39 protein-coding genes and 1 pseudogene are annotated in these 26,909 nt (G+C 55.7%); all 40 read left to right on the top strand.

The features are described from left to right. The first annotated feature begins 9 nt into the window (after nt 1-9). The 40 genes and pseudogenes from KQI11_RS05835 to KQI11_RS05635 all read left to right on the top strand — a co-directional run bounded on the left by KQI11_RS05835 (nt 10) and on the right by KQI11_RS05635 (nt 26,899). Complete coding sequence (locus KQI11_RS05835) at nt 10-165, top strand: hypothetical protein (RefSeq protein WP_216401427.1); 156 nt, start codon at nt 10-12, stop codon at nt 163-165. Between the two features lie 35 nt (nt 166-200). After that, nucleotides 201-368 (top strand): hypothetical protein, encoded by a 168-nt coding sequence (locus tag KQI11_RS05830; protein WP_216401426.1) that lies wholly within the window; start codon nt 201-203, stop codon nt 366-368. Nucleotides 369-618: 250 nt separating this feature from the next. Next, a complete protein-coding gene (locus KQI11_RS05825; RefSeq protein ID WP_208076070.1) occupies nt 619-792 on the top strand; it encodes a hypothetical protein in 174 nt (57 codons plus the stop codon). 174 nt (nt 793-966) lie between these two features. Beyond that, nucleotides 967-1,542, top strand: a complete 576-nt coding sequence (locus KQI11_RS05820; RefSeq protein ID WP_216401425.1) for a hypothetical protein — start codon at nt 967-969, stop codon at nt 1,540-1,542. Further along, the gene (locus KQI11_RS05815) at nt 1,542-1,739 is read left to right on the top strand and encodes a hypothetical protein (protein WP_216401424.1); all 198 of its coding nucleotides are present in this window, start codon (nt 1,542-1,544) and stop codon (nt 1,737-1,739) included. The genes KQI11_RS05820 and KQI11_RS05815 overlap by 1 nt, the downstream gene beginning before the upstream one ends. Then, nucleotides 1,736-2,257, top strand: coding sequence for a hypothetical protein (locus KQI11_RS05810; protein WP_216401423.1), 522 nt, complete (start codon nt 1,736-1,738; stop codon nt 2,255-2,257). The genes KQI11_RS05815 and KQI11_RS05810 overlap by 4 nt, the downstream gene beginning before the upstream one ends. Then, nucleotides 2,250-2,630 carry a hypothetical protein gene (locus KQI11_RS05805; RefSeq protein WP_216401422.1) on the top strand — a complete coding sequence of 127 codons (381 nt, stop codon included), beginning with the start codon at nt 2,250-2,252 and terminating at the stop codon, nt 2,628-2,630. The genes KQI11_RS05810 and KQI11_RS05805 overlap by 8 nt, the downstream gene beginning before the upstream one ends. Beyond that, on the top strand, nt 2,630-3,256 hold the full coding sequence (locus KQI11_RS05800) for a Sak single strand annealing protein (RefSeq protein WP_216401421.1): 627 nt from the start codon (nt 2,630-2,632) through the stop codon (nt 3,254-3,256). Before KQI11_RS05805 ends, KQI11_RS05800 begins: the two co-directional genes overlap by 1 nt. After that, a complete protein-coding gene (locus tag KQI11_RS05795; protein WP_216401420.1) occupies nt 3,237-3,767 on the top strand; it encodes a hypothetical protein in 531 nt (176 codons plus the stop codon). Before KQI11_RS05800 ends, KQI11_RS05795 begins: the two co-directional genes overlap by 20 nt. Nucleotides 3,768-4,039: 272 nt before the next feature. Next, on the top strand, nt 4,040-4,435 hold the full coding sequence (locus KQI11_RS05790; protein ID WP_216401419.1) for a single-stranded DNA-binding protein: 396 nt from the start codon (nt 4,040-4,042) through the stop codon (nt 4,433-4,435). Between the two features lie 11 nt (nt 4,436-4,446). Further along, complete coding sequence (locus KQI11_RS05785) at nt 4,447-5,154, top strand: hypothetical protein (RefSeq protein WP_216401418.1); 708 nt, start codon at nt 4,447-4,449, stop codon at nt 5,152-5,154. Next, nucleotides 5,084-5,893 carry an ATP-binding protein gene (locus tag KQI11_RS05780; RefSeq protein WP_216401417.1) on the top strand — a complete coding sequence of 270 codons (810 nt, stop codon included), beginning with the start codon at nt 5,084-5,086 and terminating at the stop codon, nt 5,891-5,893. Before KQI11_RS05785 ends, KQI11_RS05780 begins: the two co-directional genes overlap by 71 nt. A 9-nt stretch (nt 5,894-5,902) precedes the next feature. Further along, the gene (locus tag KQI11_RS05775; protein WP_216401416.1) at nt 5,903-6,541 is read left to right on the top strand and encodes a hypothetical protein; all 639 of its coding nucleotides are present in this window, start codon (nt 5,903-5,905) and stop codon (nt 6,539-6,541) included. Further along, nucleotides 6,541-6,891, top strand: coding sequence for a hypothetical protein (locus tag KQI11_RS05770; RefSeq protein WP_216401415.1), 351 nt, complete (start codon nt 6,541-6,543; stop codon nt 6,889-6,891). The genes KQI11_RS05775 and KQI11_RS05770 overlap by 1 nt, the downstream gene beginning before the upstream one ends. Beyond that, nucleotides 6,878-7,063 (top strand): hypothetical protein, encoded by a 186-nt coding sequence (locus KQI11_RS05765; RefSeq protein ID WP_216401414.1) that lies wholly within the window; start codon nt 6,878-6,880, stop codon nt 7,061-7,063. The genes KQI11_RS05770 and KQI11_RS05765 overlap by 14 nt, the downstream gene beginning before the upstream one ends. After that, on the top strand, nt 7,051-7,470 hold the full coding sequence (locus KQI11_RS05760; protein ID WP_353653925.1) for a 3D domain-containing protein: 420 nt from the start codon (nt 7,051-7,053) through the stop codon (nt 7,468-7,470). The genes KQI11_RS05765 and KQI11_RS05760 overlap by 13 nt, the downstream gene beginning before the upstream one ends. Beyond that, a pseudogene (locus KQI11_RS13215) lies at nt 7,458-8,339 on the top strand (DNA cytosine methyltransferase); the annotation flags it as partial. The gene KQI11_RS05760 and the pseudogene KQI11_RS13215, both read left to right, overlap by 13 nt. Before the next feature lie 806 nt (nt 8,340-9,145). Continuing rightward, the gene (locus KQI11_RS13450; protein WP_216401413.1) at nt 9,146-9,388 is read left to right on the top strand and encodes a DUF551 domain-containing protein; all 243 of its coding nucleotides are present in this window, start codon (nt 9,146-9,148) and stop codon (nt 9,386-9,388) included. A gap of 173 nt (nt 9,389-9,561) precedes the next feature. Then, complete coding sequence (locus tag KQI11_RS05740; protein WP_216401412.1) at nt 9,562-10,032, top strand: hypothetical protein; 471 nt, start codon at nt 9,562-9,564, stop codon at nt 10,030-10,032. 333 nt (nt 10,033-10,365) lie between these two features. Then, nucleotides 10,366-10,521 (top strand): hypothetical protein, encoded by a 156-nt coding sequence (locus KQI11_RS05735; RefSeq protein ID WP_216401411.1) that lies wholly within the window; start codon nt 10,366-10,368, stop codon nt 10,519-10,521. Between the two features lie 15 nt (nt 10,522-10,536). After that, nucleotides 10,537-11,358 (top strand): hypothetical protein, encoded by an 822-nt coding sequence (locus tag KQI11_RS05730; protein ID WP_216401410.1) that lies wholly within the window; start codon nt 10,537-10,539, stop codon nt 11,356-11,358. 91 nt (nt 11,359-11,449) lie between these two features. After that, nucleotides 11,450-11,800, top strand: coding sequence for a transposase (locus KQI11_RS05725; RefSeq protein WP_216401409.1), 351 nt, complete (start codon nt 11,450-11,452; stop codon nt 11,798-11,800). After that, nucleotides 11,778-13,013: a PBSX family phage terminase large subunit gene (locus tag KQI11_RS05720; RefSeq protein ID WP_216401408.1), complete on the top strand. Its 1,236-nt coding sequence runs from the start codon at nt 11,778-11,780 to the stop codon at nt 13,011-13,013. Before KQI11_RS05725 ends, KQI11_RS05720 begins: the two co-directional genes overlap by 23 nt. After that, on the top strand, nt 13,010-13,234 hold the full coding sequence (locus KQI11_RS05715) for a hypothetical protein (RefSeq protein ID WP_216401407.1): 225 nt from the start codon (nt 13,010-13,012) through the stop codon (nt 13,232-13,234). Before KQI11_RS05720 ends, KQI11_RS05715 begins: the two co-directional genes overlap by 4 nt. Further along, nucleotides 13,215-14,594 (top strand): phage portal protein, encoded by a 1,380-nt coding sequence (locus tag KQI11_RS05710; RefSeq protein ID WP_216401406.1) that lies wholly within the window; start codon nt 13,215-13,217, stop codon nt 14,592-14,594. The genes KQI11_RS05715 and KQI11_RS05710 overlap by 20 nt, the downstream gene beginning before the upstream one ends. Before the next feature lie 11 nt (nt 14,595-14,605). Beyond that, nucleotides 14,606-16,159, top strand: coding sequence for a phage minor capsid protein (locus KQI11_RS05705; RefSeq protein WP_216401405.1), 1,554 nt, complete (start codon nt 14,606-14,608; stop codon nt 16,157-16,159). Further along, nucleotides 16,152-16,364 carry a hypothetical protein gene (locus KQI11_RS05700; protein WP_161213448.1) on the top strand — a complete coding sequence of 71 codons (213 nt, stop codon included), beginning with the start codon at nt 16,152-16,154 and terminating at the stop codon, nt 16,362-16,364. The genes KQI11_RS05705 and KQI11_RS05700 overlap by 8 nt, the downstream gene beginning before the upstream one ends. Nucleotides 16,365-16,556: 192 nt before the next feature. Further along, on the top strand, nt 16,557-17,117 hold the full coding sequence (locus KQI11_RS05695) for a phage scaffolding protein (RefSeq protein WP_216401404.1): 561 nt from the start codon (nt 16,557-16,559) through the stop codon (nt 17,115-17,117). A gap of 14 nt (nt 17,118-17,131) precedes the next feature. Beyond that, nucleotides 17,132-18,010, top strand: a complete 879-nt coding sequence (locus KQI11_RS05690) for a hypothetical protein (protein ID WP_216401403.1) — start codon at nt 17,132-17,134, stop codon at nt 18,008-18,010. A 10-nt stretch (nt 18,011-18,020) separates the two neighbouring features. After that, complete coding sequence (locus tag KQI11_RS05685; protein WP_216401402.1) at nt 18,021-18,152, top strand: C2H2-type zinc finger protein; 132 nt, start codon at nt 18,021-18,023, stop codon at nt 18,150-18,152. A gap of 14 nt (nt 18,153-18,166) precedes the next feature. Further along, on the top strand, nt 18,167-18,544 hold the full coding sequence (locus tag KQI11_RS05680; RefSeq protein ID WP_216401401.1) for a head-tail connector protein: 378 nt from the start codon (nt 18,167-18,169) through the stop codon (nt 18,542-18,544). After that, nucleotides 18,538-18,885 carry a DUF6751 family protein gene (locus KQI11_RS05675; RefSeq protein WP_216401400.1) on the top strand — a complete coding sequence of 116 codons (348 nt, stop codon included), beginning with the start codon at nt 18,538-18,540 and terminating at the stop codon, nt 18,883-18,885. The genes KQI11_RS05680 and KQI11_RS05675 overlap by 7 nt, the downstream gene beginning before the upstream one ends. Further along, a complete protein-coding gene (locus KQI11_RS05670) occupies nt 18,834-19,322 on the top strand; it encodes a minor capsid protein (RefSeq protein ID WP_353653922.1) in 489 nt (162 codons plus the stop codon). Before KQI11_RS05675 ends, KQI11_RS05670 begins: the two co-directional genes overlap by 52 nt. Next, a complete protein-coding gene (locus KQI11_RS05665; protein WP_161213455.1) occupies nt 19,319-19,765 on the top strand; it encodes a hypothetical protein in 447 nt (148 codons plus the stop codon). The genes KQI11_RS05670 and KQI11_RS05665 overlap by 4 nt, the downstream gene beginning before the upstream one ends. Beyond that, nucleotides 19,766-20,485, top strand: coding sequence for a hypothetical protein (locus KQI11_RS05660; protein ID WP_216401398.1), 720 nt, complete (start codon nt 19,766-19,768; stop codon nt 20,483-20,485). 9 nt (nt 20,486-20,494) lie between these two features. After that, nucleotides 20,495-20,947 carry a DUF6673 family protein gene (locus KQI11_RS05655; protein WP_216401397.1) on the top strand — a complete coding sequence of 151 codons (453 nt, stop codon included), beginning with the start codon at nt 20,495-20,497 and terminating at the stop codon, nt 20,945-20,947. After that, nucleotides 20,940-21,500: a Gp15 family bacteriophage protein gene (locus tag KQI11_RS05650; RefSeq protein ID WP_161213458.1), complete on the top strand. Its 561-nt coding sequence runs from the start codon at nt 20,940-20,942 to the stop codon at nt 21,498-21,500. The genes KQI11_RS05655 and KQI11_RS05650 overlap by 8 nt, the downstream gene beginning before the upstream one ends. A 267-nt stretch (nt 21,501-21,767) precedes the next feature. Continuing rightward, a complete protein-coding gene (locus KQI11_RS05645) occupies nt 21,768-24,599 on the top strand; it encodes a hypothetical protein (protein WP_161213459.1) in 2,832 nt (943 codons plus the stop codon). A gap of 10 nt (nt 24,600-24,609) precedes the next feature. Beyond that, nucleotides 24,610-24,963 (top strand): DUF6711 family protein, encoded by a 354-nt coding sequence (locus KQI11_RS05640; RefSeq protein ID WP_216401396.1) that lies wholly within the window; start codon nt 24,610-24,612, stop codon nt 24,961-24,963. 4 nt (nt 24,964-24,967) lie between these two features. Beyond that, nucleotides 24,968-26,899, top strand: a complete 1,932-nt coding sequence (locus KQI11_RS05635) for a hypothetical protein (RefSeq protein WP_216401395.1) — start codon at nt 24,968-24,970, stop codon at nt 26,897-26,899. The last annotated feature ends 10 nt before the right edge of the window (nt 26,900-26,909 follow it).

Raw genomic sequence — 26,909 nt, 5'->3', positions numbered from 1 at the left:
GTGATCCGAATGACCACGACCGAGAAAAACAGTCTGGCCCGTCTCTGCCAGGCAGTAGAAAAAATGGATAGCCTGAAAAGGGAGGTGCTGTTGAGCCTGGGCTGCGACCTGGCCTCGCTCAACGCCATCGAGGAGGCCAAAGAGGCGAGCAAGAAACCCGCGTAAAAAACCCCGCCGAAGCGGGGGAGGAGGTGAAGAGCTTGGCGAAGTCGGTAGAGATTCGTGGAGATGGGTATTCGACACGCGTTTTTATTGATGGACAAGAAATCGACGACGTTTTGTCTTACAGGGTAAGCCAGGATGCCGGAGAATCAGCAGTATTTGAAATTGCTTTCCAGGTCAATGGGGCAGTAGTGCAGACGAAATAGCAGCAGTAGCAACCGTTTGCGCAATCTGCATTAGGGGTTTAAGTGAGGAAACCACCGCAAAAAGGAGGAAAGAAAGGAGGTGAACACCATGGGAAAATCGCCAGATACATATCGCTACCTTCGACAGAGACTCCGAGAGTTGGGAGTGGATGTTTCGTATCTGTCGCAACTTCTCGGCTTTTCGTCTCCAACATCTGCGAGCGATCGCCTATCAGGCAGAGCCAATTGGAGGCAGTCGGAGATGTACCGAGTGTTAGAGATCATCAGGGAACCCCCGGAGCGGCTACATATTGTTTTTCCACCTGATGGCGTCGAGTTTCGGCGCCGGGGTCGGCCGCAAAAAGAACGGCAGAAAAGTCCGAAAGAGCTGCTCATTGAGGCACTTGGCCTCATGGAGCAAGAAGAAAGGAAGGAAACAGCATGACCCCCACAAAACTAACCGCCATCGGCTCGGCGCTCTTACTGCTGTCTGGTGGCATGAGCGACGCAGGAACCAGTCTAACCCACGTAATCGGACTTGCCGCTTGTGGCCTTGGCTGCATTGTGGCGGCGCTGCTGGTGTGGAGAGGAGAGAAAAATGTATAAAGTAGGAGACCGGGTGAGGATCGTCAACTACCGCACCGAGGAAATGAACGGCGACGGAGAAATGGACAAGTGGCTCGGGAAGGTAATGACCGTTCGGAGGATCGAAAAACACCTAGATAACCCTTACAAGATGGAAGAAGATCGCGATGAATACGCAGGGGATGGCTGGTTTTGGTGCGACGGAATGATCGCCGGTCTGGCGAACACCCTCACCATCGAGATTGACCCCGCCGATAAGGCCGCCGCCCATAAGGCGGTAGAGGACGCAATCGCCGAGCATCAGCGCAAGGCCCGCGAGTGGACAGAGGCCGAGATCGAGGAGGCCACCCGACTGTCTGACGAGATGATCCTGGAGTTGCACCACCGACACCTGAGCCCAGTACTTGGATATAAAAAATCGGAAAACAAGACCGTCTTACACCTAGCTAAAAGCGATGCAGAATCGGGTCGAAGGTGGAAAGAGTACACCTCTTTTCCGCGAGGGGATGATCCTTTTGACTATGATATTGGCCGCTGTGTCTGCCTTTGCAGGGCTACCGGCCGCAAAATTCCGGAGTTTATCCGCGAGAAAAATAGGGGGTACCGGTGATGATCTACCCGTGTATGGATTGTCCCAAGCACAACGAGTGTTGGGATCACGACAAGTGCATCCACTACCGCAAAGCCAAGCAGGCAGCAGAAGAGCTCAGGCGCAAGGAGCGGGAGTGGAGGGGCGACTACAACGCCAAAACCGTCATCGAGATCGAGAGGACGGAGCGGATTAAGAAGAGGAGGGGAAAGCAATGACCTCACTTAAATTACATCGATACAGCGCCGGGAAATCCCCGAAAGAGGCGGTTGCTGTCCTCCATCGGGTGCCGGCCAGCGACACAAAAATGCGGATGGATAATCGCCTGTACAAAAAGGTTGAGTTGGGGCTTGTAGACCTCACGGTAGAGCAGGCGGAGGCCCTGGCGACAGATTGGGGAGTGCCAATTGACTACATAAGACACCCCAATCCAACAGAGACCCCGAAAATCTCCGTCGCAACAAGGGCCAAAGCACAAGCAGGCCCAGGCACCCAAGTCTACCGTATGACGGCTGATTTGCCCCGAAAATTGGCCGATGAGGAAGCACCTCTCGCCGAAAAACTGGCAGTCTGTGGGTATTGCTCCCTGGTGGAGTGGCAGAAACACAATCTACGGCTCCTCAATCGGCGCTACCGCAAAAAGATAGCCGCCCTCGATGCTGCGAACACCGAAGACGGCAAAGCTAAAAACCACCCCCAGATTATAGACCAAGGAGGCGCAAAAGTCAATGTGTGACGTCTGCCGTCAGACAACATGTCCCTCAGGGTGTCCCAACGCGCCGGAGTGGGCGCCGCCCGAATGCGATCTCTGCGACAACGAGGCGCGCTGGGAGTATGAGGGGGAGAGGCTCTGCACACGATGCCTCGTCGAGAGCGTCACCGAGGATGCAGAGTTTGAGGAGATGATCGCCTTTGTGAGTGAGAGCCGCGATCAGTGGCACAACTTCCTTGACTTCCTCCTCGATTCCGGAGAACTGGGAGCCGAAACACTCCGCGGAACGCGGTTTGACTGGCCCTCCGCAGTGCGCGAATATTGCAGCGGAAATGAGGACTTTTTCGAATACTTAGATTACAACCAAAAAGTACATTATAAGGAGCTTGATGACTGATGGATAACTATTTCGCGGAGCTGAACGCCTTAAATGTGGGCGACAAAATCGAGAAGAAAAACGGCCTATCTTATCTCTCCTGGGCGTGGGCCTGGGGAGAGGTCAAGAAGCTCCACCCGGACGCGCAGTACCGAATCTACGAGAATGCCGACGGCTGGAACTACCACACCGACGGGCGCACCTGCTGGGTCAAGACGGGCGTCACTGTGGCTGGGATTGAGCACATCGAATACCTGCCGGTCATGGACAATCGCAACAAGTCCATCCTGGCTGAAAATGTCACCTCTTTCGACGTCAACAAGGCCATCCAGCGCAGTCTTACCAAGGCGCTTGCCCGGCACGGCCTGGGCCTCTACATATACGCCGGGGAGGATTTGCCGGAGGACGCCCAGAAGGCCGCCAAGGAAGAGGAGAGGAAAGTCAAGGAGGCCAAAATCGACGAGATCAAGCAAGCGTCCCTCCTCGGCGAAATCAAGCGCACCGGCTGGACAGTAGAGGGGATGCTTGACTGGTTGTCCAGCAAGTCAGAGACCTCTGTCAACAACATCAGAGACATCACCCTGGCCCAGTACGTGGGTGTGATGCAGAGATTGGAGCGCAAGCCAGATGCAGCAGCTGGAGCTTGATTTTTCGGCGGCCCAGTGCTGGGAGGGAGACGGCTGCTGGCTGATGCTCAAGGTGGCCAACGCCCCAGCGGCCCGCCGGTGGGTAGACCAGATGTCGGGAGACTGTACCGCCGCCCTCGGCCCCAAACGGCGCAAGCGATCGCTGGACGCCAACGCCTACTTGTGGGCGCTATGCGACCAGATTGCCAAGGCCGTGCGCTCCACCAAGGAGGAGGTCTACCGCGCCGCTGTCAAGCGGGTGGGGGTGGTTGATGTTATCCCGATGCGGGAGGACGCCGCCGCAGAATGGTGCCGCCGCTGGCGATCGCGAGGCATTGGCTGGGTGGCAGAGACCGCAGACATGGGGTTGGATGGATGGGTCACAGTGATGGCCTACTGGGGGTCAAGCGCTTACAGCACTGCCGAGATGTCCCGGCTGCTGGACGATGTGGTGGAGGAAGCCAAGGGGCTGGGGATAGAGACCGCCACCCCGGAGCAGTTGGCCTTGATGGCAGAGGGGTGCAGACGATGATTGGCGAGTGCCCCATCTGTCACCGCTGGCTGCCGCTTGAACGCCATCACATTTTCGGTGGCTCCTGCCGCCGGAAAAGCGAGCGGTACGGCCTTGTGATTGGCCTCTGCCACTGGTGCCACAATGAGCCGCCGATGGGTGCCCACCACAACGCGCAGACCGCCCTTGCCCTCCACCAGTACGGACAGCGAAAGTGGATGGAGGAGCAAGGCAAGACAATAGACGATTTCCGCCGAGAATTTGGCCGGAACTACCTGTAAGGAGGGTATAAGATGCTTAATATAGCCGCAATTATGGGCCGCTTGACAGCCGACCCGGAACTTCGCCAGACCCCCAACAACGTGCCCGTTACCAGCTTCACCGTGGCGGTGGCCCGCTCCTTCGTCAAGCAAGGGCAGGAGCGCCAGACCGACTTCATCAACGTGGTGGCCTGGGGCAAAACCGCCGAGTTTGTCTGCCGCTACTTCAAGAAAGGAAACCTGATTGCCGTTGACGGGTCAATTCAGGCCCGCAAGTACCAGGACAAGGCGGGCAACAACCGCACCGCCGTAGAGATTGTGGCCGCCAACGTCAATTTTTGCGGCAAGCAGGAGACCGGCCCGGTGGTGGAGACACCCATGACCCCGCTGGTTGACTTTGCCGACGTGCCCGGCGACCTCCCGTTTTAGGGGGTGGGGGCATGGAGCACAGCTTTAACACGGAGGTTGCCAAGCGTTACGGGGTGACTTCGGCAGTCTTTATCCACAGCCTATATTTCTGGATTATGAAAAATGAGGCCAATGGGCGGCACTACTACGACGGTCGTCACTGGACGTACAACAGCCTCGCCGCCCTGTCCAAATTGTTCCCATATTTTACCTCAAAGCAGATTCGGACGATTGTTGACAGGTGCGTTGCATCCGGCGCAATCATCAAGGGCAATTACAACAAGTCTGGCTACGACCGCACCAACTGGTACGCTCTCGGAGACGAGGTTTTGGAGATTTACGGGGGGTTCACGGACGGCAAATCGATTTGCCAAAATGGGCAATTCCATTTGCCCGAACGGGCAAATCAAAATGCCCAAATGGGCGAACCAATACCAGATACTATACCAGATACTAACCCAGATATAGATAAAAAATATAAAGGGGCCACAGCCCCAAAGTTCAAGCAGCCGTCAATTTTTGAGGTGCGGGACTACTGTCAGGAAAAGGGCTACCAAATCGACCCAGAGGCATTTGTGGACTACTACATCGCCAAGGGCTGGCGAATTGGGAAGACCCCAATGAAGGACTGGAAAGCGGCTGTGAGAAATTGGGAGAGGAGACGCAAAGATGGAAGCGATGGCAGAAGCGCTCAAAAACCTCAAACTGACTGGGGAATCAAAAACGGTCTGGACTTATGAGCAGATGCTGCAAAACCGCTGTGACGTCTACAACAGCAAGTCCGGGGCGCTAGACGGAGTGGATTGCCCCATCTGTAAAAACAAGGGCTCGGTCATGGAAATCATCAACGGATATGTAACAACAAGAGAGTGCCGGTGTATGGCCGCCCGAAAAAGCCTGTGGAGAATCGAACGGAGCGGGCTGCGAGATGTGGTCGACCTCTACACGCTTGAAAATTACGAGACCCGGGAGCCCTGGCAGGGCAAAGTCATGGAGACCGCCAAGCGCTTTCTAGCGGACGAGGAAGCCCGCTGGTGGTACTTTGGCGGGCAAGTTGGGGCCGGGAAAACTCACATCTGTACGGCAATCACAACCGAGCTGATGCGCCGGGGGATGGCAGCAAAATACATGCTCTGGCGGGACGAGGTAGTCCAGCTCAAGGCCTGCGTCACCGACGATCAGCAGTACAACGCCATTATCTCCCCGCTAAAAACCGTTCCCGTCCTGTACATAGACGACCTTTTCAAGGTCGAGAAGGGCAAATTCCCCTCGGCGGCGGACGTCAACATCGCCTTTGAGCTGCTCAACTACCGCTACAACAACCGCGAATTGTACACAATCATTTCCAGCGAAAAAACCATGAACGACCTGCTGGACATTGATGAGGCGGTGGGAAGCCGCGTGTACGAGCGCACCAAGGCGGGGGGCTATCAGCTCTCCCTCTCGCCCGACAAATCCAAAAACTACCGGCTGAAATAGGAGGACAGCATGAACGAAATTGCAAGAGACCTCGCGGCCAGCATCCGCGAGCAGAAGAGCACGGGGAGCGGGGCATACCACAAGGCCCCGTCGAAACAAGGCCCCAGAAACGCAGTCAAAACCCCGGTGGACACCATGCCCGCCAAAGAGCGGAGAGAGTACACCAAACCTGGTGCCCTGGTGCTGGACAACATGGCACAACCCGTCAAATGGGTCGTCTACAAGCAGCTGTCCGAGGATGTCAAGCGCGAGCGTCTGCGCTACTGGGCTGCCCGCTATGGTATCTGGTCAGCGGGCAAAATGTCAAGACTGCTGGGGTGCTCCCAGCTGACCGTGCGCAAGGAGTTTGAGCGGTTGGGGATTGGAGCCGCGCTCAAGCACATTGCCGGCGAGCTTACCCCGGAGGAGGCGCAAGCAGCCGCAGAAAACTACAGGGCCCTGAAATTAGCCCAGGAAGGCGCGAAAATGGGGGAGACGGAAACGGACACCAGAAACGATAGATATACGCCTTATCGGGGCGAAAATCGGCCTCTCGTGTCGATTGAGTGGGACGGCAAAGATGGGGTGGACGTCAGACAAGTTGGACGAATGATCGCGGAGGTGCCGGATGGTCGGTACGCCCTGCGACTGATGCTGGAGGCGGTGTGATGGGGAAATCGAGCAGGAACAAGGGAAAACGCGGCGAAATCGAACTTGCCAAGGCCCTGCGCGGGCTGGGGTATGCCGTTGCCAGACGCGGACAGCAGTATTGTGGGGCCAATGGAGACGCAGACATTGTAGGGGTGCCAGGGATGCACATCGAGTGCAAGAGGGTGGAGGCCCTCCACCTCTATGACGCGCTGGCGCAGGCAATCGGAGACGCCAAGGACGGAGAATTGCCGGTGGTGATGCACCGGCGGAACAATTGCGAATGGGTTGCCATCATGCGCCTGGAAGATTGGGGAGAGGCGACCAGGGACTATATAGCGGGGAGGAGAATGCGCGATGAAAGTCTATGAGCTGATGAACGAGCTTGACAACATGCCGGCAGGAGCAGAGGTGAGGTTTCGCCGAAAATTGGCGGAGGACGAGCTGAACAAGACGGATGACGGGCTCTATGTGGTAGACTTGCCAATCCGCTGGGCTGAAATGGAGGAAGAGGTCATACTGCTGGACGGGTGGAAATCGTGAGAGAGGCGGCCCAATACCTGATCATGCTGCTGGCCCTGCTCACCCTCCAACACCCGGCGGCCACCCAGCCCCATGCGCTGTCCCCGGCCGCCGAAGCCGTCGCCCAGATGACCTACGCCGGAGAATATACCATCGTCGCCTACTGCGCCGAGCAGTACCCACACATTTGCGGCGGAACCCCCACCACCAAGAGCGGGGAGCCGGTGGCCCCAGGGGTGACCGTGGCTGCCGACCCAGATGTGCTGCCGCTGGGGACGCGAGTCTACATAGACGGCATAGGGGAGCGGGTGGTACAGGACACCGGCGGGGCAATCAAGGGGCACAAGATTGACCTGGCGGTAGAGAGCCACCAGGAGGCGGTGGCCTGGGGAGTACAGCACAAAGGGGTGTGGATATGCTCCAACTAGGAGACGTGACCCACATCAACGGCGCGGAAATCGAGCCGGTGGATGTCATCACATTCGGGAGCCCGTGCCAGGACCTGTCGATTGCCGGCGGGCGATCAGGTCTTGACGGGGAGCGCAGCAGCCTATTTTTTGAGGCCACAAGAATTATACGAGAAATGAGGGAAGCAACAGATGGAGAATACCCAACTTTCATTGTTTGGGAAAACGTCCCAGGCGCTCTCTCCAGTGCCAAAGGAGAAGACTTCCTTGCGGTGCTCCAGGAACTTGCCACCGTCGCGGGAGAAACCGTACCTATCCCTCGACCTGCGGGAAAATGGACAACCGCAGGAGAGATCATGGGAAACGATTACTCGATTGCCTGGAGAATACTGGACGCGCAATACTGGGGAGTGCCCCAGCGTCGTCGTCGTATCTACCTTGTCGCCGACTTTGGCGGTCAACGTGCCAGCGAAATATTATTTGAGCGAGACCGCCTGCCGCGGCATTTTGGGGCGGGCCGAGCAGAGGGGAAAACCGGCGCCGCCCCTGCTGGAGGAGGTGCTGCGCTGGCAGGCGGAGCACTACGACCAGTTGATGGAGTGGCTTTCACAATCAGAGAGAGGGGAGGCTGCCCAGGCGGCGGGAAGGGCCCGCTCGTGCAAGAAGAACAGACCGGGACACCATCCTGCCGGAATGACCAGTACCTTGTGACCGGAGGGTTTGCTCGCCGTCTGACCCCACTAGAGTGTGAACGCCTCCAAGGCTACCCAGACCGCTGGACAGACATCCCGGACTACATAGACAGCAAGGGGCGCACCCGCCACGCAGTGGACACTGCGAGATACAAGGCGCTGGGCAACTCCATCGCCCTGCCGTGCGCGGAGTATGTGCTGCAAGGCATCCTGGACCAGCTCGGGAGAGGAGCCACCCTGGGCAGCCTGTTTGACGGCATCGGCGGATTTCCATTGATTTGGGAGACCATCAGCGGGCCGAGGACCGCCAGATGGGCCAGCGAGATAGAAGATTTCCCGTTGGCGGTGACGGCGCACCATTTTGAGGAGAAACCAAATGAATAACCTAATCAGACGCGCCCTGCTGGGCGACCGGAAGGCACAGGAGGAGTGCACCCGGCAGGGGATTGCGCTACCGTGCCCATGCTGTGTGTGGGAGATGGTAGACGACGTGGAAGCGCCTGGGCTGGGCGGCTATTGCAGTGCCTGGGCACCGAGAGAGGAGGAAGACCATGAGACCGATTGATGCAGACGAAGCAAAGCGCTTTGCGGCAGAGTGCTGGCCTAATCCAGTACACCGGTTGGCAATTGATGCTCTGCTTGATAATTGCCCCACCATCGACCCCAAAGACCTGCAACCGCACGGCCATTGGATTGAGCACCCCACCGGCGGGCTGGTATGCTCTCACTGTGACAGGTACAAGCCAGACGAGTGGCGGAGTATGTGCTGCCCCAACTGCGGGGCGAGGATGGAGGATAAAAATGACGGTTGAAGAATACAGGAAAAAGCACAAAAGTTGCAGATACTGCGAACACAATCATGCTGAATACCCAGAATTAGAGATGGAATGCCGGGCAAAAACCAAATATGGGTCAAATCGCCTCCCTCATAGTTGGTTGAGAGCGTATTTGTGCAAAATGTACAGTCCAGAGGGATATTGGAGAAACAGAAAGCGGGTGGAAAAATGATGTGGATTAAGTGCGAAGACATGATGCCGGAGCAGATGGCCGAAAACCAAGGCCGCAAAAAGGTCAAGGTACTGGTGGCTATCAAAAACAAAAACGGGGTAACCCTCCGAACGCAGGAGAGGTGGATAAGCTCGGGTGGGAATTGGATGTGGAGATGCTCCCCTGGAGAGGTCACCCACTGGATGCCATTACCTGACCCGCCGGAGTGTGAGGCGGAGGACTATGGGCGTACCCTATAACCTCTACATGGCGACCACGGCGGACGAGCTGGAGCCGCCCCTTTGCGTGGGTAAGGCAGAGGAGGTAGCGCGGTATCTTGGAGTGCCGTTGAGCTACATATACCAAGCGGTGTGCCGTCAGAAATCGGGGACAATCAGGGGGTACAGAGTATTTCGGATTAAGGAGGCGGAGGATGGCGAAAAAGACCCTTGACGACGACATCAAGCAGCAGGCCCTGTGGATTGTGAGAGGGTACAAGGCGTCTCTCCGCAGGTACATGGCTGCCCGGCAGGATGTCATTCTGGCGACGCCGTGCAGTTTCGACGAATACGCCGCCGGAGGGGAGACCTGCCGTCAGTATTACCCCCATTCCTCCGAGGTGGGCCGCCCGGTGGAAAATATGCAGCAGGCCCTGGAGAGGTTGGAGCGGTCGCCGGACGCCCGCCGGGTGGCAGCCGTGGACAAGGCCAAGCTGCTGATCGGCAATGACCTCCAGGACGATGAGCTGCGGCGGAAGCTGACCAATGCAATCTTACTCAACTGCGAGAGCGGGCGCAATTACCCATTCGAGATTTTGGGGGTGGACGGGTTGAGTAGGCGGGACTTCTACCGGCGGAGGAATAGATTTCTTCAAGATGTTGCCGAAAAATTCGGAATTATCTGAAAGTTGGCACTGTGCACGCAAAACGCCTGCTAAAATGTGTATAGTGGGCCAAGTGAGGATGGATGCGCGCCTTGCTTGGACACAATGGCCGGAGCGCACCGGCCCCTAGATTATGCCTGCCCAGTCGAAGCCTTACGTTCAGCGCGCGGGGTACTCAGTAGGCTGGGTGGGCCCTATGCTGGGTAGCCTGATGTGAGCGGTATGCCAACGCGGCGCAGATGCGGGGCATATCGCGCGAGGTTCACCACCTCGGCCCGGCCTCAAATATTCAAGCCTGCACCTGACGGTGTGGGCTTTTTCGTGCCCATTTTTGGGGCAGATAGGGAGCGCCGAATGTACGTCTACACCATAACAGCCAGCCTTGGTTTCTCCTCGTCACTTACCTGTGAGGAGGAAGCCGCTCTACTGGACGCCTTAACAGATGCTGCCGAAAAGATGCCCAAGGGGTACGACGGGGCAGCGGCCTCTGTATTGGAGCAGGAGGAGTAAAAAACGGGAGGAGCAATGAAATCAAAGACATACGAGGAGTTCGTCGAAAAATTTAAGCCCAAAAAGACAACTGATGACTGCTATACTCCGCCGTACATATACGACGCCGTAAAAAGCTGGGCGGCAAATGAGTATGGGCTAGAGGGGCGGCCTGTTGTTCGTCCATTTTATCCGGGTGGGGATTATGAAAACTATGAATACCCAGAAAACGGTGTGGTTATTGACAACCCGCCGTTTTCTGTTTTGTCAAAAATCCTAGACTTTTACCTCGAAAGGCGGATAGACTTTTTCCTCTTCGCACCAACATTAACGATATTTTCACACATACAAAATAGGCCCGTGAACTGCGTGATTATCGACTGCGCCATTGAATACGAAAACGGGGCAAAAGTTAGGACGTCGTTTGTCACTAATATGGGGGATTACAAAATTAATGTATGCAGCGGCCTGACAGTGGCCTTAAGTGCCATACAGAGAGAGGCACTTAAAAAAGTCAAGGCAGAGCTTCCAAAATACGACTACCCGGACGAGCTTCTGACAGCCGCCAAAATCCAAAAAATCGCGAAATATTGTGACCTTAAAATCAAGGGGTTCGACGTGGCATTTGTGCGAACACTTGACGCCCAACGCACACACAAAAAGACGATTTTTGGCGGAGGGTTTCTGCTGTCCAAGAAAGCAAAAGAAGAAAAGTTGAAAGCTGAAAAAGCGGCGGCAGAAAAATCGGCGGCTGAAAAAGCAGCAGCCGAAAAGGCGACCGCAGAAAAAGTAGGGGTCGAAGTGTGGGGGCTGTCAGACAGGGAGCTGGAGATTATCAGAGAGCTATCTGGAGAGTAAAAGACCCAGGGATAAAACGGGTGTGCCAGTGCAAGCGAATCGCATAGGCGCTGGAGGGTGGGTTTGGGGAGACAGGAGAAGGGGGACCGGGGTGGCAAAAGGAAAATACGAAGAATGGCTAACCCCGGAGGGCCTTGTCTGCCTCGAGGGATGGGCCAGAGACGGACTTACAGACGAGGAGATTGCGGGGAAAATCGGCATTGCAAGAACTACGCTGTATGCCTGGAAAAACAGATACAGCGACATTTCTGACGCCCTAAAAAAGGGAAAAGAAGTCGTTGACTATCAGGTGGAAAACGCGCTGCTCTATAAGGCGTTGGCGGGAGACGTAACCGCACAAATTTTCTGGCTGAAAAACCGGCGGCCTGGCAAGTGGAGAGACAAGCCGATTGAACCGGCGGCAGAGGGGGGTGTGCAGATTGTCGACAATATCCCTGGATAAGGTAATCGCCCCTGCCTTTCACCCGGTTCACGTAGCCATCCGCAAGGGGGAGGCGCAGGAGGTGGTATTGGCGGGCGGGCGAGGCAGTCTCAAAAGCAGCACCGCGTCCATTGAGGTCTGGCTCACCCTCTTGCGGCACCCTGACTGCCATGCGGTAGTCCTCCGCAAGGTCGGCAACACCCTCCGCAATAGCGTCTACGCGCAGATGATGTGGGCGGCAGACGCGTTGGGGATTTCTGCATACTGCAAGGCCACAGTCTCCCCGATGGAGATCGTCTACGCCCCGACCGGCCAGAAGGTCATGTTTTTTGGGTTAGACGACCCCGGCAAGGTCAAGTCCATCAAGATGCAGCGGGGATATGTGGGAATCGTCTGGTTCGAGGAGCTTGACCAATTTTCGGGCCCCGAGGAGGTTCGCAATGTGGAACAATCCGTTCTGCGCGGCGGGCCTTTCTCGCTGACCCTGAAATCTTTCAACCCGCCGGCGGCGGCCAGAAATTGGGCCAACCGCTATGTGCTTGAGAACAAGCCGGGCAAGCTGGCCCACCACTCCACCTACCTGACGACCCCTACCGAATGGCTGGGGCAAAGATTTCTCGATGATGCTGCGCATTTGGAAAATACCAACCCCATCAAGTACCGACATGAGTATTTGGGTGAGGTGGTGGGTAACGGCACTCAAGTATTTGACAATCTCCACCTTGAGCCAATCTCGGTCGACCAAATCAAGCATTTTGACCGCATCTACAATGGCGTTGACTGGGGCTGGTACCCAGACCCATGGGCATTCAATCGGATGCACTACGACGCTGGGCGCCGGGTGCTCTACATATTCGGCGAGGAGGAGCGGCAGAAGGCGCGAAACCAGGAAACGGCAGAGATTGTCAAGAAGTGGATTGACCCGGACGAAATAGTCACCGCAGACAGTGCAGAAAACAAGAGCTGTGATGATTATCGGGCATTTGGAGTGCGTTGCCGAGAGGCGGAGAAGGGGCCGGGCAGCGTGGCCTACTCTATGAAGTGGCTGCAAGGGCTGTCCGCCATTTGCATTGACCCGGAAAGATGCCCCAGGACAGCCCGGGAGTTTGCGGAATACGAATACACGACTACCAAGGACGGGGAGCCCACGAACGAATACCCGGACGCGGACAATCACCACATAGACGCCGTACGGTATGCAATGGAAAGAGTTTGGAGGAGGCGGGGCAGATGAAGAAACTGAAAATATGGATTTTTAAGCGATTCCTGCCCGAGTGGTGCCGGGGAGACCTACTTCGCCAGCTGGCCGAGAAGGAGATGGAGATTCGGGATCTGAAGCGCCAGCTCTCCGACAAAGAGGCCTATATAGAGGGGCTGCACGACGGAATGAAGATGGCTGGAAGACTGACAAAACGAGTGGGAAGGAGGGCGGCGGATGAAGGGGACGCTGATTGAGCAGGCGCTAAACTGCAAGGACGTCACTTCTGCCGAGATGCAGGCGGCAATCGGAGACTGGCTGAACCTCTACTACAGAACCCGAGAGGACGAGGAGACCAGGGAAGACCCATGCCAGAGAATGGCATACGCAGTGGTGAACAAGCTGCAAAAGACCATTTTTGGAGAGTATTCCGCCAGCCTCAAGGGGAATGATGAGGCGGCGCAGAGATGGCTTGAAGCTGCCGACCGGGTGAAAAAGAGAGCCATGCAAAATATGCTATCTGCCGGAGACGCCTACATCAAGCCGGTGCCGATGGGCGGAGGAATCCATTACTCGGTTGTCCGCCGGGACTGCTACGTGGTGCTGTCCAGAGACGACCAAGGAAACGATACCAGTGTTGGGATGCTGGAAATCACCGAGGAGGCCGGAAAAGTCTACACCCTGGTAGAGCGCCGCACTGTGGGGCCAGATGGCCGTCTCACAATTGACTACAAGCTGTTCCGCAGTTACACCCGTGGGGAGCTGGGAAGCCCGGTAAGCCTCCATTCGCTCGCGAAATATGGAGGCTTAGAGGAGAGCCACACCTACCGGACGCCCATGGGGCTGGGGATGGCAAAGCTGCACTCCCCGGCAGATAATTGTGTGGATGGGTCGACAGATGGGGTCGCGGTATACGCCCCTGCGGCAGCTCTCATCCACCGCATTGACCGCAACGAATGGCAGCTCGGACGAGAGTTTGAGCACGGCCGGTCTCGTATCATCGCCAGCGAGGATATGCTGGCGAGGGACAGAAAGGGGAACAAGCGGCTGGAAGACGACGTTTTCCTGGCTGTAGATGACAGTACAAAGAATGTCGGCGTGACCGTATTTTCGCCGGCCCTCCGGGAACAGAGCTATCTTGCCCGAAAAAATGAATACCTGCGAAACATCGAAACTGCTATCGGGATGAAGCGCGGAATTCTTTCCGAGGTGGAGGCGTCCGAACGGACGGCGACAGAAATTACATCCAGTGAGGGAGACTATAACTTAACAATCATTGACCTACAACAGGCGTGGGAAGAGGCACTTCAGGAGCTGCTTAAAATAAGCGCTGCAATGGCAAAAGAGTACGGCCTTCCGGGGGGATCAGACAACTGGGACTCCGACAATCTGGTGATTGATTGGGGGGACGGTGTCCTGTACAACCGGGACCGCACCTGGGCGGAATACCAGCAAATGGTTGCCGCTGGAATGCTCCGGCCTGAAATTGCACTGGCGTGGTATTTCGGGGAAAAATGGAAAACAGACAGAGACCTTGAAAAAATCGCTCAAAAGTACATGCCGGAAATGGAGCAGTTGTTAGAAGGAGAGGAAGAAGAACCTCCACAGGAAGATTAGGGGTGAGGTAGATGCTGACCCCAAAGCAAATCAAGGGATTGCAGGATGCCGCAGAAAAGGTGGCCGACCCGATTGTTGAGTTCCTGCTCCAGGACATCGCCCGCAGGGTATCAGAGGCCGGCCAGCTCACCAGCACTGCCGCATACCAGACTTGGAAGGCCCAAGAGCTAGGGGTGAGCCAAAAGCAGGTAAAAAATGAGCTACAAAAAATTCTCAAGGTGAGCGCAGCGGACGCGGAAAAGCTTATGCAACAGTCGTCGGAAGTTGGCTACCGTTTCGACCTTTCGCGATTGCCCACAGCGGCAGCCATTCCGTTCGCCGCAAACGCGGCCCTTCAGCAACAGCTCAAGGCGGCAAAGCGGCTGGCAAAAAAAGACTTCTCAAATTTGACTCAAACGCTGGGTATGATTGGCCCGGACGGGAAAGCATACCCATTGCAAAAAGTGTACCACAAGGCGACGGATTTTGCCTTTCAGCAGGTTTTCACAGGTGCGGCAGATTACAATACCGCTGTTCGGACGGCCTGCCAAAATCTCGCCAAATACGGGGTGCGGGTGATTGACTATGAAAGCGGTGTCACCACCAAGTTAGAGGCGGCAATACGGCGCAACATTATGGGCGGCATTGGACTTATGCAGGAGCAGATCAGCCAAGAGACACACGACAGAATGGGAGCCACCGGGTGGGAGATCAGTGCCCATGCAGACAGTGCCCCAGACCATGAGCCACACCAAGGGCGGCAGTATACCGACGCGGAGTACAAACGGCTCAACGAAAACCTTCGCCGCAGAATTGGGACGCTCAACTGTGGGCACATCGCCTACCCGGTCATTTTGGGAGTAAGCGCCCCCGTCTACTCAGAGGCGGAGCTACAGGAGATGCGGGAGCAGAACCAGAAGGGCATCACCTACCAGGGGCGGCACTACAGCCTGTACGAGGCAAGCCAGAAGCAGCGCCAAATTGAGCGGGCCATGCGGTCGCAGAAGAACTACATACTGACAGCAGATGGGGCTGGAGATGCGGATGCGAAACTTGCCCATCAAATCAAATTGAAGCGGTTGGAAAGCGAGTACAAGAAGTTTTCGTCTGCCGCCGGTCTTACCACCCAGAAGGAACGAGCGTGGATTGCTGGATGGGGTAAGAAAGAGGCGGCGGAGGCCTCGAAGGCGGTGCGCAAAAATATTGAAAAATATCGGCAGTACAGGTACAATGAAGATGGAACCATAATTGTAACGGATGACTGGAAGGAAAAAGAAAAGCCATCTATCCCCAAGGTGTACCGCCCTCACGCTGTCATTGAAAGCAAGATCAAGTACAGAAGCGGCAAGATACAGATAGACCGAAGTATCTACGATAGCGAGGGGATGCTCAAACGTCAAGTCCATTCGTCGGACCACAGCAGGCCTAAGCAACATAGGTTTGGAGAGGATAGGACTGAACCATATCATGTGCACGAATACACATGGGGAGAAGATGGGGTGCTGGAAGAGAGAACGACAAGGTCTCTTACAGACGAAGAGAAAATAGAGAACGCGGACTTGCTAGGAGGAGGTAAGGGTGGATAGAAAGAAAGTTGAACAGTGGCTTTTGGTAAATGAACCTGCCTTCCAGTATGGTGGGAAACAGTACTCTGTCTGCTCTGTGGATGGGATGTATTACACCTGGAATTCCGATGGAGAAGAGGAAGATTTTTCGGGAGTTGATAACTTGTTGGACAACTGGATGGTTGGAGGCAAGCGATTTAAGGATATTTTGGATGAGATAATGTGAACCACCTGTTTCTACGGGTGGTTTTTTCATGCCATGAAAGGAGGCGATGCTGCCGGTAAGTGCAGAAATAGAACCAAAAGAGCAGGCCGAAAAGGGCCTGCTATTATTTTACCCCCGGCCCGGGGGACAAAAGAACGGGCGCCGCAAAACGGGGGCTGGCCCGAAAAAAAGGACAGCGGAGAAAGGAAAGCGATGCTTGAGTTTTTGAAGGAAATTTTGGGAGACGGCTATACCGCCGAAATTGACCAGAAAATCAGTGCCGAGATTGGTAAGCGGTTTGTCGGCCGGGATGACTACAACAGCAAGAACGAGGCGGCCAAGGCTCTGAAAGCCCAACTGGACGAAGCGACAAAAACCATCCAGGAGATGCAGGAGCAGGGTAAGGACATTGAGACGGTCAGAAAATCTGCTCAAGAGTGGGAGGAAAAGTACAAGGCAGCCCAAAAAGAAGCGGAGCAGAAGGTTGCCGAAGTACAGTTCCAATCCATACTTGACCGGGCGATTGGAAGAGCGAGGGGGCGAAACACCAAGGCCATTGCCGCGCTGTTGGACATGGAGGAATTGAAGTCCAGCAAGAACCAAGAGCACGACGTAGAGGCGGCCCTGTCCGCCCTGAAAGAAGAAAACGGGTATCTCTTTGAGGAAGAGGAAACACCGCCCTCCATTGCTACAGGCACAGGAAGCGTCCAGGCAAATGGAGGGAACGCCGATGAGGCAGCCTTGCGCGCGGCGTTTGGGCTGCCCAATGAATAGGAGGAAACAAGAAAATGGCAAACAACATTAAACTTGCACAGAAATTCGTACCCATGTTGGATGAGGTCTACAAGCTGGCATCTCTGACGGCCAAGCTGGACGGCAACCCCGATTTGGTGAGAGAGGGGGCGAACGCAAACGAGCTCGTTATCCCCATGCTGGATATGCAGGGGCTTGGCGACTACAGTCGCAATGATGGGTATGTGCACGGCGATGTTACCCTTACCAACGAGACTGTCAAATGCAACTATGACCGTGGCCGGATGTTCACTGTTGACACAATGGACAATATGGAGACCGCCGGAATTGCTTTTGGGCGGCTGGCCGGCGAATTTGTCCGCACTAAAGTTGTGCCCGAGCTAGACGCTTTCCGTTTCGCCTGCTATGCAGGGAAAGATGGGATTTCCAAGGTGAGTACCGGCGCGACCCTTGCAGACGGCACCGCTGTTTTGCAGGCTCTGCGGGTGGCGGTCGACAAGATGGACGAGGACGAAGTCCCCGATACTGATCGACATCTGTTCATCACTCCCACTCTGTATGGGATGATTCGAGATTTGGACACCACCAAAAGCAAGGAAGTTCTGGCGGCGTTTTCGTCTGTTACCAAGGTGCCGCAGAGCCGATTCTATACGGCAATCGAACTCAAGAGCGGGAAAACTGGCCAGGAGGCTGGCGGGTATGCCAAGGCATCTGGCGCTGCGGATATTAACTTTTTGATTGTCCACAAGCCGGCCTTGATTCAGTTCGAGAAGCACGTTGCCCCCAAAATCATCGACGCCGCTGTGAACCAGAACGGAGACGGCTACAAATTCGGCTACCGCAATGTCGGGATTGCCGACGCATACAAAAACAAGTTGGCCGGCATCTACCTGCATCATAAGGCCACTGCGTAGGAGGCGCGAAATGGGTAAAATCGTTGGCTTGATATTCCCTGAAAAGGAAGAGGGGTTCTCGTGCCCCATCTGCGGGAAGGAATATAAATCCGCCAAGGGCCTTGAAGGCCACATGGAAAAGGAGCACCAGGACGGTAAGTAAGGGGGGGGAAAGCATTGCAGTATGCGGATTATGCCTACTATTCGGGGGCCTACCACGGCTCCCTTGTGCCAGAAAGCCAATTCCAGGCGCTCGCTCGTGACGCCGGCGGGGAAATAGATCGGCTGACCTTTGGGCGATTGAAAGAAGGCGCCGAGCCGGACGAGGCGGTAAAAAATGCCGTCTGTGCGGCTGTGGATGTCCTGTACAGCTGGGAGAACACGGAGAAAGGGCGCCCTGTGGGGTTGAAATCCGAGACAGAAGGGGCGCGGTCGGTGTCTTATGACACGTCAGCCGAGTGGGAAACGCAATGGGGGAAGAAGCTGGAAAAGGCCATCGACCGAAACCTGCCGCGTTCTCACCCTCTCCGCTATAGGGGCGTGGGAAGATGCTGACCAACGCTGATTGCACCCTCTACCTCTGCCGGCCAGATGGAAGCTATAGGCGGCTGGCGGTGGGAAATGTCTACTGGGAGGGCACCAGGGGAACCGCCCTCAACAAGACTGGGAGCGCTGCGGTAGACAGTGTGCTGGTGCATCTCCCCATCGACGCCGACCTCCCCGAGAAGACCAGCGGGAAGGATTACCTATTGAAAGGCCTGTGTACATTTGAGGTGTCGCCAGAAAGCCCAATCCGAGACCTTGTGAAGCAGGGAGATGCATACACGATAACCAGCATCGCCAAGTGGGACGGCGGATCTGCATATCTGCAATACTGGGAGGTGCGGGCCAAGTGAGAACTAATATCCACTATATTCCGCTGCCAAAAGGGAAGCGATTTCGAGCCGGAGAACTGTCGGCGGAACTCACTTGGTATCCGCAGTACAGCCAAAGATGGTCTGGGCGATTTAACAGGGGGCAAGGAGTGCTTGACAGCGCCGTACTGCAATACTCGGATGCCTATGTGCCCATGCGAAGCGGCTCCCTGAAGCAGCGCGCCGCGGTCGCTACAGCGGTTGGAAGCGGGCTTATTGTCTACCCTGGGCCGTATGCAAAAGTAAACTGGTACGGGAAAGTGATGGCCGGGAAAGCTCCAAAACATGTCACCACAAAAGACATCGTTTTTCACCGCGGCGCACCAAAGCGTGGCAAGATGTGGGTGAAGAGGATGTGGGCAGATAGAGGGAAAGCAGTCATGACGTTGGTGAGAAAAACAGCAGGTGGCAGAAAATGACAGTATTTGAAATTATGCGGGACTGGCTCTCTACCTGCCCGCACCTGGAGCAGTTCACCGGCGGCCAGCATGTGGACTGGACAGGGCCGGAGCCTGGCAACTATGGCATCATGCCGACCGGCAGCGCCGACGTCAGCGTGGAGGAAGACGTGCTGGGGAACATCTTCAAAACCAAGCAGTACAACCTCGCCCTCTACGCCAGAGATTGGACAATTGACGACGTGGTGCGGGTGGAGAATACCGAGTTTCTCGATCTCTTTGCCGACTGGGTGGAAGAACAGCAATGGACGGGGCAAATCCCGCCAGTGGGCGACAGGCCAGAAATGGAGGTTGTCACCGCGCAGAATGGGATGCTCTTTGAGCTCTCGGAGGACGGTCAAACCGGGCTCTACCAAATCCAAATCGCGGTGACCTACGAAAAACATTACAGGAGGAATAGTTAAATGGCAATTGCAAGCGGAAAACAAAAGCGCAAGTCCTTTGCGCTCTTCTACGCGCCGGCGGGGAAGACGCCGGAAATCATCGGTAAGGGAATCGAATCGGTGGCTATCGAGCAGAGCCCCACGGTGGAATCTACTGCGGATGTGCTGGGGAATGTGGAGACCGAGCTCTCGTCCTATGAGAAAACAACCGAGCTCGACCCCATCTACGTGACCGGCGGAAATCTCTTCTCGGAAAAGCTGGACGAAATTGAGGAAAAAGAGCTGATTCTGGAGGATGTGGTGCAGCCCTTCATCTGGGCAAAGCTCTACAAGACCGCCGAGGCCGGGAAATATGTCGCCTGGAAGCAGGACGCGGTGATTGAGCTTACCTCTTTTGGCGGGGATACCAAGGGCGTTGCCTGCCCCTGTACCCTGCACTGGATTGGGGAGCGCACCTTCGGCACCTTCGACCCTGCGACCAAGACCTTCGCCCCGGACGGCGGGGCCCAGCAGCTGGTGACCTTCCTTGTCAAATCTGGCAGCAATGCTGTTTCCGGGGCAAAAATTACCGTGAACAACGGGGTGCTCACCACCAACGGCAACGGCGTGGCGGAAGTAGAACTGCCCACCGGCAGCTATGCCTATACGGTGATGGCCGATGGGATGACTGCCGCCAACGGCAACATTACCGTAGCTTCGGCGGCACTGCTCCAGGAAATCACCATGACGGCAGCTGGCTAAGGAGGAGCAATGGCAAACACTAAAAAGCTTACAAATTCCATTCGGGTAAATACTGGTGCAAAATGGATCGAGGTCAACGATGACGGCGAAAAAATCTGCTTGAACTTCGGCGACCAGGACTTCCCCAGGCGGTTCTTTCAAATGATGGAGGAGTTTGACGCATACATCGAAAGCATCAAGGGCAGAGCAGAAGAGCTCGACGAAAGAGAATGGCCAAATGAGCGCGAACAGGCGAAGGCAAGGGCAGAGCTCAACGCAGAAATCCACGTTCACCTGCGCGACCGAATTGACGATGTGTTCGGGACTGACACCTGCCGCAAGGTGTTTGGGCCCATCATCCCGTCGGTTGACCTGTACGCGGAGTTTTTGGAGGCTATCACCCCCTATTTTGCCGAGTACGCCAAGGAGCGGGAGGCAACCCTGAAGAAGAAATACAGTGCCACCCGCAAGGGGAATGTATAACTTCCTGCTTGACCCACTCCCGGACGAGTTCGAGGGATACCTCATCCGCACTGACTACCGCATTGGTATCCAGATTTCGCAGATTTTGGGCGATCCCGAGTGCGACGAGGTGGAGCGGTTGGTGCTTGCGTCGCAACTCCTTTTTGGGGCCGGTGTCCCCGACTACGAAACAGCCATTCGCGGGTTGCAGTGGTTTGTGGCTGGTGGTGAAGAGGATAAGCCAACGGAGGAAGAAGAGGGAGAGAACATCAACTATTTCTCCTTTGATGCCGACGCGGGGCGAATCTACAGCGGATTCCGCCGAGCTTATGGGATCGACATTGACCGGGAACGGATGCACTGGTTCCGCTTTCTCCGTCTCTTTGGAGATTTGGGGGAATGCGCCTACACCCAGGTGATTGACTTCCGCACCGCTGACCTCTCCAAGATGGACAAAGACACCCGTGCGGCATATATGAAGATGCGCCGAAAATTCGCCCTACCGCAGCCCAAAGACCCGGATGAGGAGAAATTTATGGCAGCACTGAATGGGGGCGATGGCAACGGAGAGTAAGCGGGAAAAGGTGCTCTGCCCCTATTGCGGGCATCCACAGCAGATTGCCCGGGAAGCCGGGGCGCAATGTCGGGGGCTCTACATCAAGTGTCGGGCGCGGCATTGCGGGAAAGTGTTTGAAATCCGCATAGAACAACAAAAAAATAGACCCCAAGGGTGAGGCCGGGCGCAGTCGAAAGACCGCGCCTGCCCTTGCTTTTGGGGCATTGATAGGACAATGCTCAAGTAGTGCCACTGTGCCGATGAGCGGCGCAGGAGGTGTATACATTGGCAATGGGGCAACTGGATGGGAGTATCCGCATCGGAACACAGATGGATACTTCCGGGCTACAAGACGGAGTTAAAAATATAACTTCACAGGTGGGCGGCCTAAAAAGTGCCTTAAAGAGCCTGGGCAAGGTAGCCATTACCGCATTCGCCGTCCGTGGGCTCGTCAATTTTGGCAGAGAGGCAATCAGCATATCGTCTGACCTCACCGAGGTGCAAAATGTCGTCGAAACAGCTTTCGGCGGGATGTCTGGAGCTGTTGACGAGTGGTCAAAAGGCTCCATCAAAAACTTCGGAATGTCAGAACTAGCGGCCAAAAGAACAGCCTCCACCTATATGGCAATGTCCAAGGGCATGGGTCAGTACGGAGAGGCCGCCGGCAAAATGGCAATGGAGGCGGCGGAACGAACCGCTGATATTGCGTCATTCTACAATGTGTCTCAAGCCGAAGCCGACACCATGTTGAAATCTATCTGGACGGGTGAAACCGAGAGCCTCAAACGAATCGGCGTGGTAATGACCCAGACCAATCTCGACGCATATGCCCTAGCGAACGGTTTTGGGAAAACCACTTCGGCTATGAGCCAGGCGGAACAGGTACAGCTGCGTTTCCAGTATGTGATGGAGCAGACCAGGCTTGCGGCCGGAGATTTCGCAAAAACACAGGACAGCTGGGCCAATCAGACCCGTATCCTCTCCGAGCAGTGGAAACAGCTCATGGGGATTGTCGGAAACGGTTTGGTGCAGGTTTTGGCCCCGACGGTCAAGATGCTCAATGCCCTGCTCTCCCAGCTGATTGCATTTGCCCAGACGGCAAGCACGGCCCTCTCTGCCCTGTTCGGGAAAAAGGTAGCCAAGACACAGGTGGCGGCAGCGGCGGCCACGAACGCCAACGCAGCGGCACAGGAAGGGCTGGGCTCCGCCATCAAGGGGGCCGGAAACGAGGCCGCCAAGGCCGGGAAAAAGGCAAAGGGAGCCTTGGCCCCGTTTGACGAGCTGAATGTCCTGTCAAAAAGCAGCGGTTCATCTGGCGCCGGCGGCAGTGGCAGCTCCCCCGGCGGAGCGGGGGCGGCGGTTGGCCCTATCGATTTCCCGGTTACCGGCGTCGAAGAAATCAGCACCGACATCACCGCATTGCAGGCGTTATTACAGCCGACCATTGACGCCTTCGGACGCCTGGGCGACCAGCTTTCCCGTCTGGGCGGATTCGCTTGGCAAGGGCTACAGGACTTCTACAATACCTTCCTGGTGCCGGTTGGGAAATGGGTGATGGGTGAAGGTTTGCCCCGGTTCATTGACGCGCTTGCAGACGGCTTCGCAAAGGTGGATTGGAGAAATATAAACGATTCGCTTCACAGATTGTGGGAGGCACTGGCTCCTTTTGCGGTTCATGTGGGGGAAGGCCTCCTTTGGCTATGGGAAAATGTATTGGTGCCATTTGGCTCCTGGACGATGAACAATGTAGTTCCATTGTTTATCGACATTCTAAGCGGAGCTATCGAATCTATCAATACAACTATTGAAAACTTTGCGCCGGCTGCTCAATTTTTGTGGGACTATTTTTTGAAGCCTATCGCAGAATGGACGGGAGGCGTAATTGTAGGGATCCTGCAATGGCTTGCAGATCACATGAGCACTTTAACCCCTATTATTTTAGGGTTGGTGGCGGCGTGGGGAGCTTATCAGGCAATAATTCTCGCGGTCGAAATTGCGCAGAAAGCTGTAACAATAGCTCAATTAGCTCTTAATGCGGCGCAAAATGCAAACCCGATCATGCTGATAATTACAGTCATTGGAGCGCTGATTGGCGCATTTATCGCTTTGTGGAACAACAACGAGGACTTCCGAAATTTTTGGATTGGTTTGTGGGATAAAATCAAAGAAGTTGCAAAGGCAGTAGCTGACTGGTTTTGCGAAACATGGGATGCTATATGCGAATGGTTCGGAAATTTATGGGACGGGGTCAAAAATTTTGCTATTTCCGCGTGGGAAGGAATAAAAGCGGTTTGGAATACGGTAAAAGACTGGTTTAACAATTATGTAATTCAACCGATCGCCGACTTTTTCAGCGGTTTGTGGGATGGGGTCAAAAACTTCGCCAACAACTGCATTGTGGGAATCAAATACATCTGGGGGAGGGTTTCCGAGTGGTTCAACAATACCATCATTCTGCCCATCAAAAATTTCTTCGGCGGAATGTGGGACGCCCTTAAAAATGGTGCTTCCGCCGCCTGGGAAGGCATCAAGTCGGTGTTTTCGGGGGTTGTCAACTGGTTTAAAGATAAGTTTTCTGCGGCTTGGAATGCTGTTAAAAACGTGTTCTCTGTCGGCGGGAAAATATTTTCTGGGATTACCGAGGGAATCTCAAACATGTTCAAAAAAGTGGTGAATGCAATTATTGACGGGCTGAATAAAATTATCGCGTTCCCGTTCAACAAAATCAATGGCTTTTTGAACACTATTAGAAATATCTCAATCCTAGGAGTTTCCCCGTTTAAAGGTCTTTGGGGGCAAAACCCTCTGCCTGTTCCTCAAATCCCGAAGTTGGCAAAGGGCGCGGTCATCCCCCCGAACCAGGAGTTCGCAGCCATCTTGGGCGACCAGAGAAGCGGGCGCAACCTGGAGGCCCCGGAGGGCCTCATTCGGGATATCGTGAGCCAGGAGGCCGGCGGCGAATCCATGTATCAGGCGATGATGAGGGCGTGGAGGGACGCCAGAGGGAATCGTGGGGACATGGTGTTGCAGGTCGGTGAAAAAGAGATTGGCCGCATCGCCATCCAGTCCATCATTGACCACTTGGCAAAAACCGGGGAACTCCCCTTCCCGGTGTAAGGAGGAAGACTTGGAAAATCTCATTGCTATTGACAGCATGGCCTTGCCTGTGCCCGATGCAATCACCGTTACAATCATGGACTTGGATGGTGAATCTGAACGGAACTCGCTGGGGCAGCTCATCCGGGACAGAGTGGCGACAAAGCGAAAGGTGGAAGTCGAATATAAGAAGCTGGACGGCCCGACCATGAGGACGGTGCTGGAGAAGGTGGAGCCGGTATTTTTCGCATTGGCCTACCCAGACCCCTATACTGGGGGCAGAAGAACCATCACCGCATACTGCGGCGACCGCTCAGTGCCCATCAAGTACATACGAAACGGGCAGATATATTGGAACGTCAAGCTGTCCATGACAGAGAGGTGAATCAATGTTTCCCGTAAGCGAAGCATACCTGAATGACATTTTTGCGCCCAGCAGAAGGGCAAAGGGGCAGCTGGCGGATACTTCCGGCAACCTTCTCCTCTCCGCCGAACAGGTGAAGACCATTGAGATTTCCGGGTTAGCCAACAGCGGCGGCGACATAGCGCCGGGGGCGTTTTTGTCCGATGAACTGAAGGTAGCTGTCACAGACCCAGATGGAGCCATTGCCGCCATCCAGTGGGAGGGGAAAGAGGTTGTCCCTCAATTGGGGATAGAGACAGCGGCAGGGCTTGAGCTGGTGCCAATGGGCGTTTTTGTGGTGCAGAAGCCGGAGCAAAAAAACGGGGCGTTGCTGACGCTCAAAGGGGCCGACAGGGCCTGCAAAGCAGAAGCTGCCTGGACAACCGAAAATGAGGTCTGGCCCATGACCTTGGCCCAGCTTGTTGGCCGTGCTTGTGAAATAGCGGGAATTGAGCTGGGAAGTGCCAATTTCCCCAACGCCTCCTTGCTCATCGAGCAAGGGGCCGCTGTGGAAACCACTGCCCGGGCGATGATTGCATATGCGGCCCAGGTAGCTGGGTGTTATGCCCGGATGGGGCGAGATGGCCGCCTTTACCTCCGCTGGTACTCCTCCTCCAACAGAGAGATTGGCCCAGAGAGCACAACAGAGGCCATGCGCGCGCAATACGCCACCCGTCCAATCGACCAGGTGCGCGTCATCGCCGAAGAGGGTGACCTGGGCATGAATTACCCGGAGGGAGTAGAGGCACGGGCACCGCTGGTGATTGAAAACAACCCTCTCCTGTACGCCCTTACGGCGGCATCCAAAGAGGAACAACAAGACGTGCTAAAATCCATCTACGATGGCGTGGCTGGCTACAGCTATGCGCCGCTTGAGTGGAGAGGACAAGGAGACCCATCCATTGAGCCAGGCGACATCGTGACGATCAAAAATGCGTATGGCGAGGCCGCGCAGCTGCCGGTGATGGAATGGGCAATCACCTACAATGGTGGGCTGAAAATGGAGCTGCGAAGTGTCGGAACGTCGCCGTCCACAGAGCCGAAGCGCGGCCCGCTGAATGAATCCATCAAGGTCCTGCGGCAAAAGTCTAATGTGCTTGAGCGAGAGCTCGACTACACCCGGTCAGAGATCAAGGAGGTATCCCACACCGCAGACGCCATCGTCACCGAGGTTACGGAGTTGACCCAACGAGTGGACGGCCTGGTGTTGTCCGCGTCTCGGACCGGCGGCGCCAACAGGATCAAGGGCAGTTCAGGGCGCCTGGGGCTGGATGATTGGCAGGTGGATGGGCAAGTGGTCTGTGACACCTCTACCGCCGTCTACAATTCCACCGCGGCCGGCGGCTGTTTTGTCCTCGGCCTGACCGGCCGTCTGGGGCAGACGATCCCCACGGTGGCGGGCAAGAGGTACGCTTATTACTGCCAATACAAGCTGGAGACAGGGGCCTCCACCTCTGCGTACATCTCCCACGGCGGGCACCGCCGAGAACTGGCCGCCGCAGAGGAGTGGACAGAGATCACCGGCAGCTTTGTGGCGGATTCACCGGCGGCCCTCGTCGAGGCCATGGTGGAGGGGGGTACGTTGCGGATTGCCGACTGGACGGTCATACAGGGGGAGGTCTGCACTGCCTGGCAGCAGGCCCAGAACGAGATTGACGCCGGAGGGGTGAAAATCACCTCGCGGGGCATCGACATCACCAAGGAGGGGGATCCATTCCAGGCATCCCTCGACAACCAGCAGGTACGCTTTCGTAACACCGACACCAGCGAGGACGTGGCCTATTTCAACAAGGACAGCGGCCGCATCCGTCAGCTGTCGGCCCTGGGGGAGTTCACGGTTCAACGCCCGGACGATATAAGCGGCGCTCTGCGGGTCATCCCGGTGGCTGGCGGGGCGTTTTTTGTTATCAATGATTGAAGGGAGGGAA

It is taken from the genome of Acetanaerobacterium sp. MSJ-12, from assembly GCF_018917875.1.
GTDB lineage: Bacteria > Bacillota > Clostridia > Oscillospirales > Ruminococcaceae > Bittarella > Bittarella massiliensis.
Note: the sequence above shows the minus strand (reverse complement) of the source record. Positions and strands in the feature narration are given on the sequence as shown.